Raw genomic sequence first — 16835 nt, forward strand, 5'->3', positions numbered from 1 at the left:
CGTCCGGTCAGTTGACCGGGTCGAGATCGGCCGAGAACAGATCCGGGTTGTAGGTCTCGGTCAGGTGCAGCCGAGGTCGGCCGTCGATACCGACGAGGTAGGTCTTGCCCGCGGCAGCCCGGAACTCAGCGGTGAGGGGCCATGGATGGTGACCGGTGGTCAAAACTTGTCGATGCTGTTCGACACCGGCCGACAGCAGGGTCCGGCCGAGTGGCGTGTACCGGTCGTCGCCGAGAGCGGACAGCGGACTATCGAGTGCCGTGGCGATGATTGCGCGATTGCAGGAGACCGGACGCTGGTCGGGCGTCATCAGGATCGAGTGCCGAACCAGCACCCGATGCTGCCCCTGCAGCTGCAGTGCCCGACCGATCTCCGGCGGCAATTCGCCTGCGCTCTGCAGATATTGGTCTTGGACCACGACGGTGACCGAGGTGCGCAGGGCGGCCTCCAGGAGAAGTGTGGTGGTGCCGTTGTTCGCCAGCAGAGTACGGGTGCACGGATCTGCGAAATCCGTGACAGGGATAGATCTCGTCGACGACAACGGGGTTGGAATCTTCATGACACGACTCCTCGGAGCAGCAGATCAGTAGAGACTGCCAGGTATGCCGGCATCACGAGGACCGTAGGGAATTCGATCCAGCCATTCCCCGCCGGGGCACCACTGCCGAGCAGCAATAGCGGCCGGCTACTGGCGGCAGCCCGGATCTGACAGTGGCCCAGCGGTTTACGTCCGCTGGGTCATGTGTCCCGACGTTGCAGGTTCGTGGTGCGCCACCAGGCGCGCGGTCACGGCCGCGGCAGCAGCTTGTTCTGGATCGTCTTGAAGAATGTCTGCGCGACAGGGGCTTTGGGGTCGTAGTCGACGCTGGATGCCGAGAAGACCTCCTTGACCTTCTGGTAGAAGCGCTTCTCCGACGCGCGAATATCCCGAATCCGGGCAAGCAGCTCATCGAAGCAGTCAACCCCCTGCGGATCCTTCAGCCGCGCGTCGTTCATCGCGAAACCCTTGATCAGGTACTCGCGCAGCACGGTCGTGGCCCAGCGCCGGAACTGCACGCCCCGCGGCGAACGAACGCGGTAGCCAACCGCAAGGATGACATCGAGGTTGTAGTGCTCTATCTCGCGCTCGACCTCGCGAGCCCCCTCTGCGCGAACTATCCGGAATTTCCGGGTAGTTGCCTCCACCACACACTCGCCATCGGCATAGATGGTTTTTATGTGCTCGTTGATTGTCCGGACGTCCTTGTCGAACAGTTCGGCCATCTGACGCTGGGTGAGCCACACCGTGCCGTCGACAGTGCGGAGCTGCACTTCGGTGCGACCGTCCTCGGTGTTGTAAACGACGAACTCACCCGGGGTGACAGCGGCAACCCGAGCATCGGGGTTCTCCGCAGCGCCGGCTTCGGCGCCGAAGGGTTCTTCCATCCTGATCTCCTGCTTTCGGGTACGGCAGATACACCGAGGGCTGCCAACAGGAGAAGCCCGACAAGCCCGCAACCGAACACTGAACTCGTCAGTGGTTTGTCGTAGCATGTAGGAACAACCAGAAACGTCCGCCAAGACAAATCCGAAGCCCTGCTGGAGTCCACCTCTGGCAGGGCCTCGGCGTATCCGGGGACCGCCATTCTCGATCCCGCCGCAATCGTAGGCGGTGCGACCGACACCGAACCGTACCCGCGGGACGGATACAGGGCCGCGTATGCAATTGGACGGTCAGGCTGACCGGCTCGGCAGATCACCACGACACAAACGGCAGCGTCGATCGTTGACCAAGTGCTGGGTCGCCGGGCGTGAAAGACCCGGCGACCGAGCGGTTAGCACCCTCGTGCAGGCGCTCGGGTCAGGGCAGCGAGGTGAGTAGGGCGGCGCCCATGCGCTGGACGTCGGCGCAGGAGTCGAAGGCGTCGGTTTGGATCTTGGTGGTGCGTAGCGCTAGTTCGGTGCTGCCGAAGGGGGCGGGGGTGCCGATGTTGCAGGTTCGTTTGTGGGTGTCCTGGACTGAGCGGTAGAGGACTACCTGGCGTCCGTAGTATTCGGTTTGGCGGAGATCTTGGAATGTTCCTGGTTCGAGTAGGTCGTTGATGGTGCGGTCGGAGGTGCCGATCACCAATTCGAAGGAACGGTCGATGGCTTGCCACTGGCACATTTGCCAGGTGGGATTGTTGGGGTGGGTGAGCCGCTTCTTGGTGGACGTGTCCAGTGCGGCGGCGGAGATCTTGGATTCGGGGAGGGAGCAGGGGTCCCAAAGTGCGCCTGCGACAGGTTGTTCGACCTTGGCGGGCGAGCCCTCGGGGGCAGCGGTCGCGGGGGCGGGTGCAGGCACTTGTGCTGGTGCCGGTGCGGGCGCTTGTGCGGGCGCAGGTGCTGGTGCTGGTGCTTGCGCGGGGGCTGGTGCAGGTGCAGGTGCGCCGGTTTCCCCCGGAACCGGCGCGGGCACTGCGGGGGCGCTCGTCGCCGAGGCGGTCGCGCCGGGCTTCGGCGAACTATCCGCGGAGTTGGCAGCACACCCGGCGAGCAGCATGGCCGCCCCACAGGCCAGCGCCGCGACACTGCGCGCGGTATTCCTTGTGAACATCTCGAAGTTCCTCACTGCCAAGGGATTTCCCCACCGATTGGCTGTTCTCGCTACTGCATCCGCAGCGCGTGCATCTGGTATCGGTAGAACGACCAGTTTGTTACGCCACCCTTCCGCCCCGGCAGAGCCCATGTGCCAGACCAGAAACTGCTCACTTCACGAGCCGCGCACCTCAGGGCGTGAAGGTCTCCAGGTGATCGACGGTGACGAACTTGCTTGCCGGGCCGGCCGCAGCGACCGCCTTACGCAGCGCCTCGAGCCCACCCCAGTCACGCGCCGGTTCGGCGAGCGGATAGTCGAAATCGTCCCAGTGCGTGGGCAATACGTAGCGCGGGCCGCCGGTCACCTGTAGTAGCCGCGCGACGTAGTCGACGATCTTGCCGCCGCCCGCAGGCAACAGCAGCACGTCCGGGCGCAGACCCGCCAGCTCGGATTCGATGTAGTTGGAGCCGCCCAGGTTCAGTACGCTCACCTCGCCACCGCTTACCTCGTAGGCCAGCGTGCCGCCCTCGACCAGATCCCGAATCACCTTGGGCTCCGGCAGCTTTTCCGCACCGAGACCCGTCCGGGTACCGGCGAACGCCACCGCGGCCCTGGCCCCGGACGCCGAGTGCAGCGAGCGCAGCACGCGAATGGTGTACCCGTCGAAGCGCAGGTGCTCACCGCCGGTGGCGATGGCGAGCTGATCCTCGGGGGCACCGAGCGCGGCCATCAGATTCAGGTGAGTCTCGGTGCCGAGCACCGTCGCACCGGTCTTCTTCGCCAGGTACGGCACATCGGTGAGATGGTCGTAGTGACCGTGCGTCACCAGGATGTGGTCGGCCCGCAGTTCACCGCTGTCCACGTAGCGGTCGATCAGCGCCGTATCGACGGTGATCGGAGTGTTCGGGTCGGCACCCGCGGCGGTATAGGTTCCGGTATGGAACCTGGTCAGCCAGGGATCGATCAGAACTGTCTTACCGCCGGGCAGCCGTATTTCCCAGCCGTTGTTGCCCCACCAGCGCAGCGTCACGCCACCGGGCGCCGGAGCACCGGTGACCGAGGTGGCGGCCGCCGGGCTCGCGGATTCCGTTCCGCCACAGGCGACTACACCCGCGAGCACCGACGCGCCCGCCGTCATACCGAAGAATTCTCGCCGTCCGAAACCTGTCATGCGGGCACAAGAACACAGGACCGCCACCGCTGTCCAAGACCGACAGGTCTGCTCGGCGATATCGAAAACGATATCGTCGCAGCGTGGACATGCTGCGTCAGCTGCGGTACTTCGTTGCCGTCGCCGAAGAATTACATTTCGGCCGGGCCGCCGAACGCCTCGGCATCGCCCAGCCGCCGCTGAGCCAACGCATCCGCACACTGGAAAACGATCTGGGCGCGCGGCTGTTCGACCGGGACAGCCGCCGCGTCGAGCTCACCGAGGCGGGCCAGATCCTGCTCGCCGAGTCTCGCGATCTGCTCGCCCGCTGGGAGCGCACGACCTCGCTGGTCGGCAAGGCGCATCGCGGCGAGATGGACGAGCTGCGGGTCGGCGTGCCGCCGGAACTGGCGGGACGGGTGCTCGCCGCGATCCTCACCGCGTTCGAAAGTCGCGAGGTGCGCGTAGATCTGCAGGAGCTGACCACGGCCGAACAGGTCCGCCTGCTCGCCGACCGGCAGCTCGACGCGGGGCTGGTGCAACACCCGGTGGACGTGGTCGGCCTGGAGCTGGGCCCCGCCGTCGACACCCCGGTCGGGGTGGTGTTGCCGCGCGATTCGCCCCTGGCGGTGCGTGCTTCGCTCACCCTCGCCGATCTGGCCGGACTCGGTCTGGTGATCTTTCCGCGCGCGGCCGCGCCCGGTCTCTACGACGCGACACTGCGCACCTGCTGGGAGCACGGCTTCCGGCCCGCCCGGGTGCAGCACGCCCGCAACCCCGAATTCGTGCTGGGCATGGTGCTTTCCGGTCGCGGCGTCGCCTTCGACCAGGGTCTGGTAGCGCAGAAGGAGCCGAGGGTCGTCTGGCGTCCACTACCGGCGGGCACATTGCAGTGGCGGCTCTCGCTCGCCTGGCCCGCGCACGCACCACACCCCTTGGTGGCCGATCTCGCGGAGCTGATCGTGCGAGTTGTCCAGGGCGACGGCAACTCTCGGCCCGCCGCTGTTCAGGAGGTGGCGCAGCGGCCGTGGAACGTGGTGTACGGCAGGCCGTGAACAATGCTGCCGATCGCGTGCGCGGCCGCGGTGCCGATCGCGCGATCCACCTCGGGCAGCCGCTGGGCGAGCGTGCCTGCCCTGGTGAAAACCGCGACGGCATAGCGACTTCCGTCCGCATATTCGAGCACACCGATCTCGTTGCGCACACCGGGTAGCGTGCCGGTCTTGGCCCACACCTGCACCTCGGGCGGGAACGCTGCGGCGAGGCGGTGCCAATTGAGCTGCTGGCGCATGAGATCGCGCACCCACTGGCAGGCCTCGGCCGGGCCCGCGCGATCCTCGCCGATGAGGGTGAGCAGCCTGGTCATCTCGCGTGGCGTGCTCGCGGTGGTCCGCTGCGGATCCAGCGCCCGGCTACGCAGGATCTCCGACGCCGCGAGCGCCGGAAACCGCTCGGCGAACTCGGCCGCGTCCCGCGCGCCGATGTCGTCGGCCATGCTTTGCACGATATGCCGTGGCGCACCGACGATCCGGGTCTCGGCGAGCCCGAGTTCGCGGACCAGCGAGCGCACATTGTCGATGCCGACCCGCTCGAACAGCAGATCGGCCGCGGTGTTGTCGCTCAGCGTGATGGCGAAGAAGGCGGCATCACGCAGGCTGAGATCGACGTCGTCGTGGCAACCCGCCGTGCCGACCCCGCCGAGGCGATCCGCGCCGCCCGCACGCACCCGATCGGTCGGATCCAGCTGTCCCGCCGCCACCTGCCGAGCGAACTCCAGCACCAGCGGCACCTTCACCACCGACGCGAGCACCACCGGCTCGTCGGCGCCCGAGCCCACCTCCGCGCCGCAGTCGAAACACCGGGCATGCACCCAGCCCTGCACACCGACGTCGCGAAAGATCTCCTGCACGACTGCCCAAGCTGCCATATCGGCCGCGATCGAACGCAACCGGTGCGGCGCTACCTAGCCGGGCCGCCGAAAAATAGGATGCGCCGGTCGAATTCGACCCGATACAGTTCGTAACGCGCCGGTGCGCGGACAACGGTCGATGCGACCGAATCGACGGATTCGGTAGCTCGACCGGTAGCGCTACCTGCCGTCGACTCGAATACACATCGAGTCGATGGTGTCCGTTTTCAACCGCGAACACCGGCGTGCAGGAACGCGCACCCACCGTATCCGGCTACGTTTCCGACGTGTGCCCGAAATGCGGTGAGCGCGCAGGAAATCGGACCGAATACCCGCCATGAAGGAAAGGACGGAATTGCCATGCGCATTTTCACCTTCGCACGTCCGAACGACGACGCAGCGCGGAATATCGGTGCGGCGACGTCCTCGGTACATGCCGAGCACCACACCCTCCACCGCAACCACGCGGGCCGGCTCGACTACCAGCAGGCAGCGGCCCGCGAGCTGCTGCTGCTGGCGGCCTCGACCGTGGTGCGGATCCGCTAACGCGCTACGGCGTCCGGGCCAGCACTTCCCGGCCGACATAGCCGAGCAGTCGACGATGCCCGGGCTCCCCGTCCGCGACGGGGACCTCGGCATCGAAGACACCGGGACCGCGGAACTGGTCGATCCCACCCCGGCTCTGCATGGTGGCGAGAAGTTCGCCGCACAACTCGTCGTCGGCCAGATCGGGCCTGCCGATGGCCACCGCGAGATCGACGCCGTGCACCACCAGCTCGGTGAGGTGCACCAGGGCGGCCGCCGACGCGGGCAGCGCACCCAGCGAACTGTGCACGGTGTTGTCCAGCGCGTCGGGCCGATGCCAGGCCGCGCGGTCCACCTCCGCCGCCGCCGCGTAAGCGCCCTGCGGATCGCCGCCGAGCCAATCGGATTCGTGATCGGCGCCGGAATCCGTGCCGCTCAACGCGGCCGCGAAGACGTGCATGCCACCCACCGTGTGGTTCAGCACGGTGCGCACGTCCCACTCCCGGCAGGGCGTCGGCGCGGCCAAGGAGCTGTCGTCCAAGGCGGCGACGATCACGCTCGTCGCGTCGAGAGCACGGTCGATCTGTCCGATCACGTTGTCCATGAGCTTCCTTCGGTCGAGCGGTCTGGCTGAATTGGTAACACAGGCGGGCGACATACGGAGGCCGTTGCGAAAGCTGCTCGCGGCGAAATAGGTTGCCAGCAGTGTGCTTCTCGGTGGCCAGGGGAAAAAGCGGATGCGCGATCCGAATACATCTCGGATACAGTCTGCAATGCGGTGCGAGCACATGCAACGCTCGTCCCACAACGTTTGAAAACTGTTGCGCAGACACCCTTGCGACCGTAGAGCGCGCTATGTAGTGGGCGTCCAGATGACAATCACTTCCGATTTCCGCCCCGGTCGTACAGATTTCGATAACCAGTTCAGGTGCGGTTCAATCCTGTTACTCCCGGTTGAAACAACTTGCCACGCATTGCCGATTCGCAGCACGCGACCAGCCGCCTTCAGGCAGGCGCGGCCTACCATGTCGTGACCATGCGCATCGACCTCTGCACCGTCGTCGTCGCGGACTACGACCCGGCGATCGCCTTCTTCACCGAAGCGCTCGGCTTCGACCTGATCGAGGACACCCCGTCCCGAACCAACGACGGGCGACCGAAGCGCTGGGTCGTCGTCCGCCCGCCCGGCGCCCAGACGGGGCTGCTGCTCGCCCGCGCGGACGGCACCGCGCAGGCCGACGTGGTCGGCAACCAGACCGCGGGCCGAGTCGGATTCTTTCTCCAGGTAGACGATTTCGACGCGGCCTATCGCCGCATGGTCTCGCACGGCGTCGAATTCGTCACCGCGCCACGGCAAGAGCCCTACGGCAAGGTGGCGGTATTTCGCGATATCGCAGGCAACCGGTGGGACCTGCTGGGCCCCAACTGATCCGCAGCCGTCAGTCGACGTTCTGACACTCCACGGCGATCTGATGAAATCCGCCACCGTCTTTCTGATACGCGACGACGCACACCCTGCCGCGCCCGATGCCGTTGACGATCCAGCTCGGATCCGCCTCGGTCGGCGACGAGGCGAGATCGCGGTCGATACCCGGCCCTGCGAAGCTGAGGAATCCGACAAACCCCTGCCCGATCGCCGAAACCTGATAGCCGTCGGCGCCGCCGACCACGCACAGGCCGACCGGCGATCCGGCCTGCTGGCCTGCGACACACGCCTGCGTCGTGGTCATCGGTGCCATACCCATCGCACCGATCACTGCTTCGACGAGATCGGCGGTCGAGCCGGTGTGGTCCGCATTTATATTCCCCCACTTGATGTTTCGAGCACAGCTCGCGCTGCGCCACGCGACCGGACAGGTCGCTCCATCCTACGGCTCCGCCAGTGGTGTGACCACGGTCACAGCATCGGCGTTTCGCCCGCAGCATGTTGGTTCGGACCACGCATTCGCGCTGCCCGCACGTGGGTAAACTCACGTTCGTGCAGCGCAATGCAGGTGTGCTACCAGGAAGGTCGAGTGTGCGATCGTTGAGGGCCCACCGCGGCGCCGGTGTCGTTGTCTCCCGCAGGTCGGTCGACGACCTGCGCATCGCCCATGGGCGGCCCCGACTTTCGCGCGGCACCGCGCGGTGCAGCTTATGACGGACGAATCCGGTGCGTACCGCAGCGCGAACTCCGACGACCACACGGATCTGATTGCCGCGCTCGGTGTTCCACTCGACGACGAACTCCTGACATTGGCATTGACGCACCGTTCGTACGCCTACGAGAACGGCGGCATGCCGACCAACGAGCGACTGGAGTTCCTCGGCGATTCGGTCCTGGGGCTCAGTGTCACCGAATATCTCTATCTGCGGCATCCGCAACGCACCGAAGGCGATCTGGCCAAGATCCGGTCCCGGGTGGTGAACATGCACGCGTGCGCCGAGGTCGCCCGCAGCCTCGGCCCCGGCGGGCTCGGCCCGCATCTGCTCCTCGGCCGCGGCGAGGAACTCACCGGTGGTCGCGACAAGACCAGCATCCTGGCCGACGGCATGGAGTCGCTGCTCGGCGCGGTGCACCTGCAGCACGGCATCGGCGTCGCCCGCACCGTGGTGCTGCGGCTGTTCGACGATCTGCTGCAGCGCGCCGCCAAGATGGGCGCGGGCCTGGACTGGAAAACCAGCCTGCAGGAACACACCGCCGAGCACAGCCTCGGCGTCCCCAGCTACGAGATCACCTCCACCGGCCCCGACCACGACAAGGAATTCACCGCGACGGCAGTGGTCGGCGGCGTGGCCTATGGCAAAGGGGTGGGGCGCTCGAAGAAGGAAGCGGAGCAGAACGCCGCCGCGGCCGCCTACGCCGCGCTGGCGCCGGACGACGACGAGTAAGACCTGCGCGTCGCGCTCGCGCGAATCAGGTCTTGTCGGTCCGCCCATCCGGCTCGGCCTCGTCGGGCCGGGTGGTGATGCCGCGCTCGGTTCCCTCGTCGGCCTCCTGGTCCGGTTCCGGGTGGTCCGGCTCGAAGGTCGCCGGCAGCTTCTTCAGGTGCTTGTTCATCGACCGAACCAGCAGGACCGTGCCCGCGAGCAGGATCAGAATGATGAAGAACCCGAGCGGGGAGGCTTTGCCGAACTCCGGCCCGGTCGGGGTGCCGGGGGTCTGGGCGAGCAGAACCAGCATCACCGCTGCTCGTCTTCGATGCCGGCGAACAGATCGGTCTCCGGCAGCGCCGTCTTGACCCTGGTCTTGGCCAGCTCGAACTCCTCGGTCGGCCAGAGCCGCTGCTGCAGCTCGAGCGGGATGGCGAAGAACGCACCGTTCGGGTCGATCTGGGTGGCGTGCGCGCGCAGGGCGTCGTCGCGCTGCGGGAAGTACTTGGCGCAGTCGATCTGAGTGGTGACCCTGGAGAACACGTCGCCGCGCTCCGGGACGTACTTGCGCATCCGGTCCAGCCACTCCTGCAGCGGGAACGGCTCACCCATCCGCTCGTACTCCTCGGCGAAGACTTCCATCCGCCGGGCGGTGAACCCGTGGTCGTAGTACAGCTTCAGCGGCGTCCACGGCTCGCCCGCGTCGGGAAACCGGGCCGGGTCGCCCGCCGCCTCGAACGCCGCGACCGACACCTCGTGGCAGCGGATGTGGTCCGGGTGCGGGTAGCCGCCCAGCTCGTCGTAGGTCGTCATCACGTGCGGCTTGAACTCGCGCACCACCCGCACGAGCGCCTCGGTGGACTCCTCCAGCGGCACCGTCGCGAAACTGCCCTCGGGCAGCGGCGGCAGCGGATCACCCTCCGGCAGACCGGAATCGACGAATCCGAGCCAGTGCTGGCGCACGCCGAGCGCACGCGCCGCGGCGGCCATCTCCTCGCGGCGGATCTCGTCGATCCGGTCGAGGACACCGGGGGTGTCCATCGCGGGGTTCAGGATGCTGCCGCGTTCACCACCGGTCAGCGTCACGATGAGGACGTCGTGTCCTTCGTCGGCATACCGGGCGGTCGTCGCGGCACCCTTACTGGATTCGTCGTCGGGGTGGGCATGCACCGCCATGAGGCGAAGGCCACTCACGTCTCGTTCACCATCGCTCTCGCTCGCGGGTGTCTGGTCTTCGTTCCCTATAGTTCCATTCGACCGACTTTTGTTCCGACGTACCCCCCGGGAGCGACCTTGAGCCAGCGCGATGGAACCTCGCCCGGTGCGGACGCGCCCGATGAATCCGCGACCGCTGCTGGCGTCACGGTCCCGGCGACGCATAACAGGCCGACCGACCGGTACGGCACCAAACCTCCGGTCGACCGCCGCTGGCTGCCGGTGACGCTCAGCCTCGTTGTGGTGTTGCTCGGCTGCGGCATCGCCTACATCGGCTACCAGAAGTACGGCCCCAAGGACATCGAGTCCGAACAACTGGGCTACGTCGTGGTCGACGACTCGACGATGACGATCCGGATCAAGGTCACCCGCAAAGATCCCGCACAGCCCGTCGTATGCTTCGTTCGGGCCATGGCACGCGACAGTGTCGAGGTCGGCCGTCGAGAGGTCCTGATCGCCCCGTCTACCAGCGGCACGATCGAGCAGACCACCACGGTCAAGGCGTCCTCGCGACCGGCGTCGAGCAGTATCTACGGCTGCAGCGCCGAGGTGCCCAGCTATCTTCGAGCAGGGTGATTTGCCGCTTTTGCCGCAGCGGTTGTCCTCGAAATTAACTCCGACCTGCACGTTTGTGATTCATGCTAAAATGGCCTGATACACGGTTCCGGGGTTCGGAGCCGTGTTTGCTGCATTGGCGGCCAGCGCTATCTGTTCCGGGTTACGAGCTTTGTCCGGAACCGGGTCTGTCGGGGTTCGATGAACTTCCCAGGATCGCTCTAGCCGTCGACTGGTGCGTGCCCGCCCTACGGGTGGGTACTGCGGCAGTTATCAGGGAATCCCGGCCCGCCGGGAACAACTACTAGGGAGTGATCGAGATGACTGAGACGCAAGTGACTTGGCTGACCCCGGAGTCGCACGACAGGCTCAAGGGCGAACTCGATGCGCTCATTGCCAATCGTCCCGTTATCGCTGCCGAGATCAACGAACGCCGTGAAGAGGGCGACCTCAAGGAGAACGGCGGATACCACGCCGCGCGCGAGGAGCAGGGTCAGCAGGAGGCGCGTATCCGCCAGCTGCAGGAGCTGCTGAACAACGCCAAGGTCGGCGTCGCGCCCACCAAGTCCGGCGTCGCACTCCCCGGCTCGGTCGTCAAGGTCTACTACGACGGCGACGAGTCCGACACCGAGACCTTCCTCATCGCCACCCGCGAAGAGGGTCTGAACGACTCCAAGCTGGAGACCTACTCGCCGGCGTCCCCGCTCGGCGGCGCGCTGATCGATGCGAAGGTCGGCGACACGCGCGAGTACACCCTGCCCAACGGCAAGACCATGAAGGTCACCCTGGTCAGCGCGGAGCCGTACCACAGCTGACGCGTTCGGCCGTCGCGCCGCGTCCCTCCCCGGACGCAGCGGCGCGCAGCTCGGCAGCGCGCGCCACGGCCGAGTTCTTCCCCTGAGACACGAACGGCCGCACCCGGATTCCGAGTGCGGCCGTTTCGTCATGTCCGTGGCTCCTAGCCGCCGAGCGCCTGCTCGATATCGGCCAGCAGGTCGGCGGCGTCCTCGATGCCGACCGACAGCCGCACCAGATCCGCAGGCACCTCCAGCACGGAGCCTTCGGTGGACGCGTGCGTCATCGCGGCCGGGTGCTCGATCAGCGACTCCACCCCGCCGAGCGACTCGGCCAACGTGAACACCTTGGTGCGCGAGCAGAAGTCGCGGGCCGCATCCGGACCGCCGTGCAGCCGCACCGAGATCATGCCGCCGAACCGGCGCATCTGCTTGGCGGCGACCGCGTGACCGGGGTGCTCCGGCAGGCCCGGGTAGATCACCTGGGAGATCGCCGGATGCCGGGACAGGAACTCGGCGAGCGTCTCCGCGTTGTCGCAGTGCCGGTCCATCCGCACGGCCAGGGTCTTGGTGCCGCGCAGGGTGAGGAAGGCGTCGAACGGGCCAGGCACCGCACCCGCGCCGTTCTGCAGGAACGCGAACGCCGCGTCGAGTTCGGGGTCGTTGGTGATCAACGCGCCGCCCACCACGTCGGAGTGACCGCCGAGGTACTTGGTGGTCGAGTGGGTGACGATGTCGGCGCCGAGCAGCAGCGGCTGCTGCAGGTACGGGGTGGCGAAGGTGTTGTCCACCACCAGCTTCGCGCCCGCGCCGTGCGCGATATCGGCCAGCGCCGGGATGTCACCGATGCTCAGCAGCGGGTTGGTCGGGGTCTCCACCCACACCAGCTTGGTGTTCGGCCGAATCGCGGCACGCATCTCGTCCACGTCGAAGACGTGTGCGGGCGAGTGCTCGATGCCCCACTGACTGAACACCTTGTCGATCAGCCGGAAGGTGCCGCCGTACGCGTCGTCCGGGATGACGATGTGGTCACCGGGGCGCAGCGTGGCGCGGATGGCACAGTCCGTGGCGGCCATGCCGGAGGCGAATGCCCGGCCGTAGGTACCGGATTCGAGCGCGGCGAGGTTGGCTTCCAGCGCGGACCTGGTCGGGTTGCCGGTGCGGGCGTACTCGAAACCGCCGCGCAGGCCGCCGACGCCGTCCTGGGCGAACGTCGAACTCGCGTAGATGGGCACGTTCACCGCGCCGGTCTGCGGGTCGGGATCGAATCCTGCGTGCACGGCCCGTGTGGAGAACCCCAGCTCACTCATACCTGCGCCTCGCTTGCGCTCGGCTCCGGCATGACCGAGCTGAGCTCAGCTGTTTTTGTGGTTCGCTCGCTACGCTCGCTCATGATGGCCAGCCTAATCAGGGGCGATTTCTGGGCAACCCCCTGGTGCTCCACAGTTGGCGCGTGTCCGGCATTCGTCCGATGATTCCGATCTAGTTCCGCAGCTGAGCTCGTTGCACCGAAAATTTTCCGAGAAGCACCTGCGGTGACCCTGATCTCACCGGCGCCCTCCCCATTTAGGCTTAGCGCATGGTGACTGTGGAAGAACTGTTCGCGATCGACTCCCTGCTGTCCGACGAGGAGCGCGAGATCCGCGATGCCGTCGCGACCTTCGCGAATCAACGCCTGCGACCGCATATCGCGGATTGGTTCGAGGAAGGCACCTTCCCGGCCCGCGAGATCGCACCGCAGCTGGGCGAGGTCGGGCTGCTCGGTATGCATCTGGAGGGCTACGGCTGCGCGGGCATGTCGGCCACGATGTACGGGCTGGCCTGCCAGGAACTGGAGGCGGTCGATTCCGGCGTGCGCAGCATGGTGTCGGTGCAGGGCTCGCTGGCGATGACCGCGATCCACAAGTACGGCTCGGAGGAGCAGAAGCAGCAGTGGCTGCCGGAGATGGCGGCGGGCCGTGCACTCGGCTGCTTCGGGCTCACCGAACCCGATTTCGGGTCCAACCCGGGCGGCATGCGGACCAGGGCCAAGCGCGACGGCACCGACTGGGTGCTCAACGGCTCGAAGATGTGGATCACCAACGGCTCGGTGGCCGACATCGCGGTGGTGTGGGCGCAGACCGAGGACGAGGGCAAGCAGGTGATCCGCGGCTTCCTGGTGCCCGCCGGGACGCCGGGATTCAGTGCGCGCGAGATGCACCGCAAGCTGTCGCTGCGCGCCTCGGTGACCGCCGAACTGGACTTCGACGATGTCCGACTGCCCGCCGACGCGGTGCTGCCGGAGTCGCGCGGCCTCGCCTCGCCGCTGGCCTGTTTGAGCGAGGCACGGTTCGGAATCATCTTCGGCGCGCTCGGCGCGGCCCGCGACTGCCTGGCCGCGACCATCGATTACGCACGCACCCGCGAGGTGTTCGACAAGCCGCTGGCCGCGTATCAGCTGACCCAGGCGAAGCTGGCGAACATGGCCCTGGAATTCGGCAAGGGTCAGCTGCTCGCCGTGCACCTCGGCCGGTTGAAGGATCGCGGCGTGGTGACACCCGAGCAGGTGAGCGCCGGGAAGTTGAACAGCACCAGGGAAGCGATCGCGATCGCTCGCGAGTGCCGCACCATTCTGGGCGCGAACGGCATCACGCTGGACTACCCGGTGCTACGTCACGCGAACAACCTGGAGTCGGTGCTCACCTACGAGGGCACGGCGGAGGTGCATCAGCTGGTGCTCGGGCGCGCGCTCACCGACGCCAACGCCTTCCGGTGACGGCGTCCGTGGACTGAACTCGACGCCCGGCCACTGTGCGTTCGGCCGCACCGAATTCGTACCGGTCGGTCGCGTTTATGAATGGCTTCGGCGAACCGGTTCTGCCCCAATGATTTTCGTGCGGGCAATTTGCTGGAACGCACTTTTCCGGCAAAAGCGACTGGGTGAAGCGTCACAGTTCTATAAAGACTCGCCGGTTGCTAGCATAGGAACATGTTTCTGCTGGGCCCCGCGTTGCTCGAAGTGTCGGCGCGCAAGATTTTGAACCGCCTGCACAAGACGCACGGGGTACCGGCGCTTGCCGCGGCCGCGGAGCTGCCCGCGCTGTCGGCGGCGCTGGATCAGCACGCCGCCGCGGTGCGCGACATCCTCACGCTCGGCGTCGAGGAATCCGCGCGCGTTCCGGTGAGCGTGCTGCTCGCCGGCTACGCACGCGGGCTGCTCGATCATGTGCGCGAGGCCGCGGCCGATCGCGGTGCACCGTCGATGACCAGCACGGCACCGGGCGACCTCGGCAGCTGGGCGAACGCCGATTGGGTGCAGTTGCGCCTGGCGAGCGTGTGCCTGCACCCGTCCCTGCAGCCCGCCTGACGGGCACCAGAACAAAGGCGTCCGCCGTAGGCCGACAGCCCACGGCGGACGCGTTCGTCATTCGAACCGAGCAGGGTGCCTAGCGCCGGTCGCCCGGGTCGCGGTATCCCATGTACTCACCGGACTGCTCGTACGAGCCGCCGCCCTGCATCGCACCCTGATCCCACTGCTGTTGCTGCGCATGCTGGCCACGGGTGGCCTGCTGATCCATCCACAGCTGCTCCCGGGAGGCATCCTCACGACCGCGCGAGTAGGCCTCGGCGTGCCCCTTGACCGCGGGCATCTCCTCTTCCAGCCCGCTCAGCCAGTTCTCCCAGCGCTGCTGCATCGGGCGAACCATGCCGCCGCCGACACCGACCACCAGGATGCCGCCGATGGTGGCCAGCACGGTGATCAGGATCGGCATGGTGACCGACATGGCCACCCCGATCTGGTTCAGCGCGGCGACGATGCCGACACCCCAGATGAACACCGCGGCGATCCGGCCGATCATCGCGCCGTAGGACAGCCCGCCGAGCATGTTGCCGACCAGGTCACGCACCGCGGAGGCGATGGCACCCGCAATGACCACGATGATGATCGCGACCGCAGCCTTCGGCAGCCAGGAGACGATGCCGTCGAGCAGATCGCTCACCGGATTCGGACCGAAGACGCCGAAGCCGAGCTGCAGCGCGATCAGCAGGATCGCGTAGTAGGCCAGCTTCGCCAGCAGATCGGAGGCGTCGTAGCGGCTGCGCGACATCATCTGCTTGAGCCCGCCACGCTCGACCAGGCGGTCGAAGCCGAGCCGGTCGAGCACCTTGTCCACGATCGTCGACACGACCTTCGCGACGATCCAGCCGATGAGCAAGATGACGATGAATCCGGCCAGCTTGGGGACGAACGTGGCCACCGAACTCCACGCGTCCGAGAACCCCTTCTGGAAATCGATAGCCAAACTGGAGGTGTACATGCCCATCCCTTCGCTATCCGATTACGCCATGGCGTTTGCCGAGGCTGCTTCAATGCCGGTTATACCCCTGCCGCATAACTCGAACCATTCGTTTGCAGATAATTTGCCACATTGAGTCATTCGGCGCGACTACTCACCGCTGCGGCACGCGGGCCCGTACTGTCCATAGTCGACCGCCCCGAACTGGTCGGTCTTCCTCACAATGCGGCCCGACGCGATGCGGAGAAGATTGTTACGACCTGTCATCGCTGTGCCATCTCGATGTCACCGACACGCCGAGGTGGGTGGCGCACGCTTATCCCCGGATCCGGCATCAGGGCAATGCCTCCCGCCTGACGTCACCCGGAGGAGCACGATGAACACACAGACCGCCGACCCCATCGGCCGATGGCCGGTCGACCGCGCCGCGACGCGCCGCCCGCTGGGAGCCCGCGATGTTCGTGCGTGATCACGCCCTGCCCGGCCTCGGCGGCACCGCTCGGTCACTGCCGGATCAGCGCGAGCTGGTCGCCGCTTTCACCAGTAGCCAAGGCGATCCGAATACCGACCACCCCTTGATCGGCTGGGCCCGCACATTGGCCACCCTGCACCGGCAGCGCCACGGCAATCCGCTCGCGGCCGCGGGAATCGACTGCCGCCGAGCCGAATTGGTCGCCGCCATCGATAAGTGGGTGGCCACTCAGGTGCCTCGTCGCGGGTGCACCGAGCACCTGCGCACCGGATCCCTCGGCGCCACCGTCGATCGGATGGCCGCGGCACACGCGCACGCCAGCCATCTGCTGCACACCGCCGAAAAGGTGTCCGACGATCGGGTCCACGCGGCGTGGTATCGCCTGGCCTCGCTGGCCGATGAATGGACCGATCTCATCGTCGGCGCGGTCCGGAAGGCGTAGTGGCGCACGGGAACCCGGCCTGAATGGACAGTTATCGCCGCACCGCGCCGAAAACCGCGTTACGGCGCGCGAAAGTGTCCGCCCAG

General features: G+C 66.7%; 20 protein-coding genes. 9 read left to right on the forward strand and 11 right to left on the reverse strand.

The window, feature by feature from the left end:
• Positions 1 to 7 precede the first annotated feature (7 nt).
• The 4 genes from IBX18_RS27835 to IBX18_RS27850 form a co-directional block, all read right to left on the reverse strand.
• Positions 8 to 559 (reverse strand): hypothetical protein, encoded by a 552-nt coding sequence (locus IBX18_RS27835; RefSeq protein WP_194836422.1) that lies wholly within the window; start codon positions 557 to 559, stop codon positions 8 to 10.
• Positions 560 to 786: 227 nt separating this feature from the next.
• Positions 787 to 1425 (reverse strand): virulence RhuM family protein, encoded by a 639-nt coding sequence (locus tag IBX18_RS27840; RefSeq protein ID WP_194836423.1) that lies wholly within the window; start codon positions 1423 to 1425, stop codon positions 787 to 789.
• 415 nt (positions 1426 to 1840) lie between these two features.
• The gene (locus tag IBX18_RS27845) at positions 1841 to 2575 is read right to left on the reverse strand and encodes a hypothetical protein (protein ID WP_194836424.1); all 735 of its coding nucleotides are present in this window, start codon (positions 2573 to 2575) and stop codon (positions 1841 to 1843) included.
• A 172-nt stretch (positions 2576 to 2747) separates the two neighbouring features.
• Entirely contained in the window at positions 2748 to 3728 is a 981-nt protein-coding gene (locus IBX18_RS27850; RefSeq protein WP_228541808.1) for an MBL fold metallo-hydrolase, read from the reverse strand.
• 89 nt (positions 3729 to 3817) lie between these two features.
• Between IBX18_RS27850 and IBX18_RS27855 the strand changes: the two genes are divergently transcribed.
• Entirely contained in the window at positions 3818 to 4762 is a 945-nt protein-coding gene (locus tag IBX18_RS27855; protein ID WP_228541951.1) for a LysR family transcriptional regulator, read from the forward strand.
• Here the strand turns inward: IBX18_RS27855 and IBX18_RS27860 are convergent.
• A complete protein-coding gene (locus tag IBX18_RS27860) occupies positions 4714 to 5634 on the reverse strand; it encodes a serine hydrolase (RefSeq protein ID WP_194836426.1) in 921 nt (306 codons plus the stop codon). The genes IBX18_RS27855 and IBX18_RS27860 overlap by 49 nt on opposite strands.
• 342 nt (positions 5635 to 5976) lie before the next feature.
• Between IBX18_RS27860 and IBX18_RS27865 the strand changes: the two genes are divergently transcribed.
• Complete coding sequence (locus tag IBX18_RS27865; RefSeq protein WP_194836427.1) at positions 5977 to 6162, forward strand: hypothetical protein; 186 nt, start codon at positions 5977 to 5979, stop codon at positions 6160 to 6162.
• 4 nt (positions 6163 to 6166) lie between these two features.
• On the opposite strand, the gene IBX18_RS27870 is transcribed toward IBX18_RS27865, so the two are convergent.
• A complete protein-coding gene (locus IBX18_RS27870) occupies positions 6167 to 6745 on the reverse strand; it encodes a TIGR03086 family metal-binding protein (RefSeq protein WP_194836428.1) in 579 nt (192 codons plus the stop codon).
• Positions 6746 to 7177: 432 nt separating this feature from the next.
• Between IBX18_RS27870 and IBX18_RS27875 the strand changes: the two genes are divergently transcribed.
• Complete coding sequence (locus IBX18_RS27875) at positions 7178 to 7570, forward strand: VOC family protein (protein WP_194836429.1); 393 nt, start codon at positions 7178 to 7180, stop codon at positions 7568 to 7570.
• Between the two features lie 10 nt (positions 7571 to 7580).
• Here IBX18_RS27875 and IBX18_RS27880 read toward each other — a convergent pair whose 3' ends face one another.
• Positions 7581 to 7871: a hypothetical protein gene (locus IBX18_RS27880; RefSeq protein ID WP_194836430.1), complete on the reverse strand. Its 291-nt coding sequence runs from the start codon at positions 7869 to 7871 to the stop codon at positions 7581 to 7583.
• Between the two features lie 406 nt (positions 7872 to 8277).
• On the opposite strand from IBX18_RS27880, the gene rnc reads away from it, so the two are divergent.
• Complete coding sequence (gene rnc / locus IBX18_RS27885) at positions 8278 to 9012, forward strand: ribonuclease III (protein ID WP_194836431.1); 735 nt, start codon at positions 8278 to 8280, stop codon at positions 9010 to 9012.
• Between the two features lie 25 nt (positions 9013 to 9037).
• On the opposite strand, the gene IBX18_RS27890 is transcribed toward rnc, so the two are convergent.
• The gene (locus IBX18_RS27890) at positions 9038 to 9304 is read right to left on the reverse strand and encodes a hypothetical protein (protein WP_194836432.1); all 267 of its coding nucleotides are present in this window, start codon (positions 9302 to 9304) and stop codon (positions 9038 to 9040) included.
• A complete protein-coding gene (gene mca / locus IBX18_RS27895; protein ID WP_194836433.1) occupies positions 9304 to 10170 on the reverse strand; it encodes a mycothiol conjugate amidase Mca in 867 nt (288 codons plus the stop codon). The genes IBX18_RS27890 and mca overlap by 1 nt, the downstream gene beginning before the upstream one ends.
• Before the next feature lie 117 nt (positions 10171 to 10287).
• On the opposite strand from mca, the gene IBX18_RS27900 reads away from it, so the two are divergent.
• The gene (locus tag IBX18_RS27900) at positions 10288 to 10785 is read left to right on the forward strand and encodes a DUF4307 domain-containing protein (RefSeq protein ID WP_228541809.1); all 498 of its coding nucleotides are present in this window, start codon (positions 10288 to 10290) and stop codon (positions 10783 to 10785) included.
• Positions 10786 to 11084: 299 nt separating this feature from the next.
• Positions 11085 to 11579 (forward strand): transcription elongation factor GreA, encoded by a 495-nt coding sequence (gene greA / locus IBX18_RS27905; protein WP_040738717.1) that lies wholly within the window; start codon positions 11085 to 11087, stop codon positions 11577 to 11579.
• Between the two features lie 143 nt (positions 11580 to 11722).
• On the opposite strand, the gene IBX18_RS27910 is transcribed toward greA, so the two are convergent.
• Positions 11723 to 12868 (reverse strand): cystathionine gamma-synthase, encoded by a 1146-nt coding sequence (locus tag IBX18_RS27910; protein WP_107659212.1) that lies wholly within the window; start codon positions 12866 to 12868, stop codon positions 11723 to 11725.
• A 269-nt stretch (positions 12869 to 13137) separates the two neighbouring features.
• On the opposite strand from IBX18_RS27910, the gene IBX18_RS27915 reads away from it, so the two are divergent.
• Together IBX18_RS27915 and IBX18_RS27920 are read left to right on the forward strand one after the other, a co-directional pair.
• The gene (locus tag IBX18_RS27915) at positions 13138 to 14313 is read left to right on the forward strand and encodes an acyl-CoA dehydrogenase family protein (RefSeq protein WP_107659213.1); all 1176 of its coding nucleotides are present in this window, start codon (positions 13138 to 13140) and stop codon (positions 14311 to 14313) included.
• A 213-nt stretch (positions 14314 to 14526) separates the two neighbouring features.
• The gene (locus IBX18_RS27920) at positions 14527 to 14904 is read left to right on the forward strand and encodes a DUF6401 family natural product biosynthesis protein (protein WP_194836435.1); all 378 of its coding nucleotides are present in this window, start codon (positions 14527 to 14529) and stop codon (positions 14902 to 14904) included.
• Positions 14905 to 14983: 79 nt separating this feature from the next.
• Here the strand turns inward: IBX18_RS27920 and IBX18_RS27925 are convergent, their stop codons facing one another.
• Positions 14984 to 15856 carry a hypothetical protein gene (locus IBX18_RS27925; protein WP_194836436.1) on the reverse strand — a complete coding sequence of 291 codons (873 nt, stop codon included), beginning with the start codon at positions 15854 to 15856 and terminating at the stop codon, positions 14984 to 14986.
• 434 nt (positions 15857 to 16290) lie between these two features.
• Between IBX18_RS27925 and IBX18_RS27930 the strand changes: the two genes are divergently transcribed.
• The gene (locus IBX18_RS27930) at positions 16291 to 16749 is read left to right on the forward strand and encodes a DUF4254 domain-containing protein (RefSeq protein ID WP_194836437.1); all 459 of its coding nucleotides are present in this window, start codon (positions 16291 to 16293) and stop codon (positions 16747 to 16749) included.
• The last annotated feature ends 86 nt before the right edge of the window (positions 16750 to 16835 follow it).

This window comes from Nocardia sp. XZ_19_369 (genome assembly GCF_015355715.1).
GTDB lineage: Bacteria > Actinomycetota > Actinomycetes > Mycobacteriales > Mycobacteriaceae > Nocardia.

Excerpts from the sequence above, each read along its gene's own strand:
- IBX18_RS27835 (WP_194836422.1), bottom strand. The coding sequence starts at position 559 with ATGAAGATTCCAACCCCGTTGTCGTCGACGAGATCTATCCCTGTCACG.
- IBX18_RS27840 (WP_194836423.1), bottom strand. The coding sequence starts at position 1,425 with ATGGAAGAACCCTTCGGCGCCGAAGCCGGCGCTGCGGAGAACCCCGAT.
- IBX18_RS27845 (WP_194836424.1), bottom strand. The coding sequence starts at position 2,575 with ATGTTCACAAGGAATACCGCGCGCAGTGTCGCGGCGCTGGCCTGTGGG.
- IBX18_RS27850 (WP_228541808.1), bottom strand. The coding sequence starts at position 3,728 with ATGACAGGTTTCGGACGGCGAGAATTCTTCGGTATGACGGCGGGCGCG.
- IBX18_RS27855 (WP_228541951.1), top strand. The coding sequence starts at position 3,818 with ATGCTGCGTCAGCTGCGGTACTTCGTTGCCGTCGCCGAAGAATTACAT.
- IBX18_RS27860 (WP_194836426.1), bottom strand. The coding sequence starts at position 5,634 with ATGGCAGCTTGGGCAGTCGTGCAGGAGATCTTTCGCGACGTCGGTGTG.
- IBX18_RS27865 (WP_194836427.1), top strand. The coding sequence starts at position 5,977 with ATGCGCATTTTCACCTTCGCACGTCCGAACGACGACGCAGCGCGGAAT.
- IBX18_RS27870 (WP_194836428.1), bottom strand. The coding sequence starts at position 6,745 with ATGGACAACGTGATCGGACAGATCGACCGTGCTCTCGACGCGACGAGC.
- IBX18_RS27875 (WP_194836429.1), top strand. The coding sequence starts at position 7,178 with ATGCGCATCGACCTCTGCACCGTCGTCGTCGCGGACTACGACCCGGCG.
- IBX18_RS27880 (WP_194836430.1), bottom strand. The coding sequence starts at position 7,871 with ATGACCACGACGCAGGCGTGTGTCGCAGGCCAGCAGGCCGGATCGCCG.
- rnc (WP_194836431.1), top strand. The coding sequence starts at position 8,278 with ATGACGGACGAATCCGGTGCGTACCGCAGCGCGAACTCCGACGACCAC.
- IBX18_RS27890 (WP_194836432.1), bottom strand. The coding sequence starts at position 9,304 with ATGCTGGTTCTGCTCGCCCAGACCCCCGGCACCCCGACCGGGCCGGAG.
- mca (WP_194836433.1), bottom strand. The coding sequence starts at position 10,170 with ATGGCGGTGCATGCCCACCCCGACGACGAATCCAGTAAGGGTGCCGCG.
- greA (WP_040738717.1), top strand. The coding sequence starts at position 11,085 with ATGACTGAGACGCAAGTGACTTGGCTGACCCCGGAGTCGCACGACAGG.
- IBX18_RS27910 (WP_107659212.1), bottom strand. The coding sequence starts at position 12,868 with ATGAGTGAGCTGGGGTTCTCCACACGGGCCGTGCACGCAGGATTCGAT.
- IBX18_RS27915 (WP_107659213.1), top strand. The coding sequence starts at position 13,138 with ATGGTGACTGTGGAAGAACTGTTCGCGATCGACTCCCTGCTGTCCGAC.
- IBX18_RS27920 (WP_194836435.1), top strand. The coding sequence starts at position 14,527 with ATGTTTCTGCTGGGCCCCGCGTTGCTCGAAGTGTCGGCGCGCAAGATT.
- IBX18_RS27925 (WP_194836436.1), bottom strand. The coding sequence starts at position 15,856 with ATGTACACCTCCAGTTTGGCTATCGATTTCCAGAAGGGGTTCTCGGAC.
- IBX18_RS27930 (WP_194836437.1), top strand. The coding sequence starts at position 16,291 with ATGTTCGTGCGTGATCACGCCCTGCCCGGCCTCGGCGGCACCGCTCGG.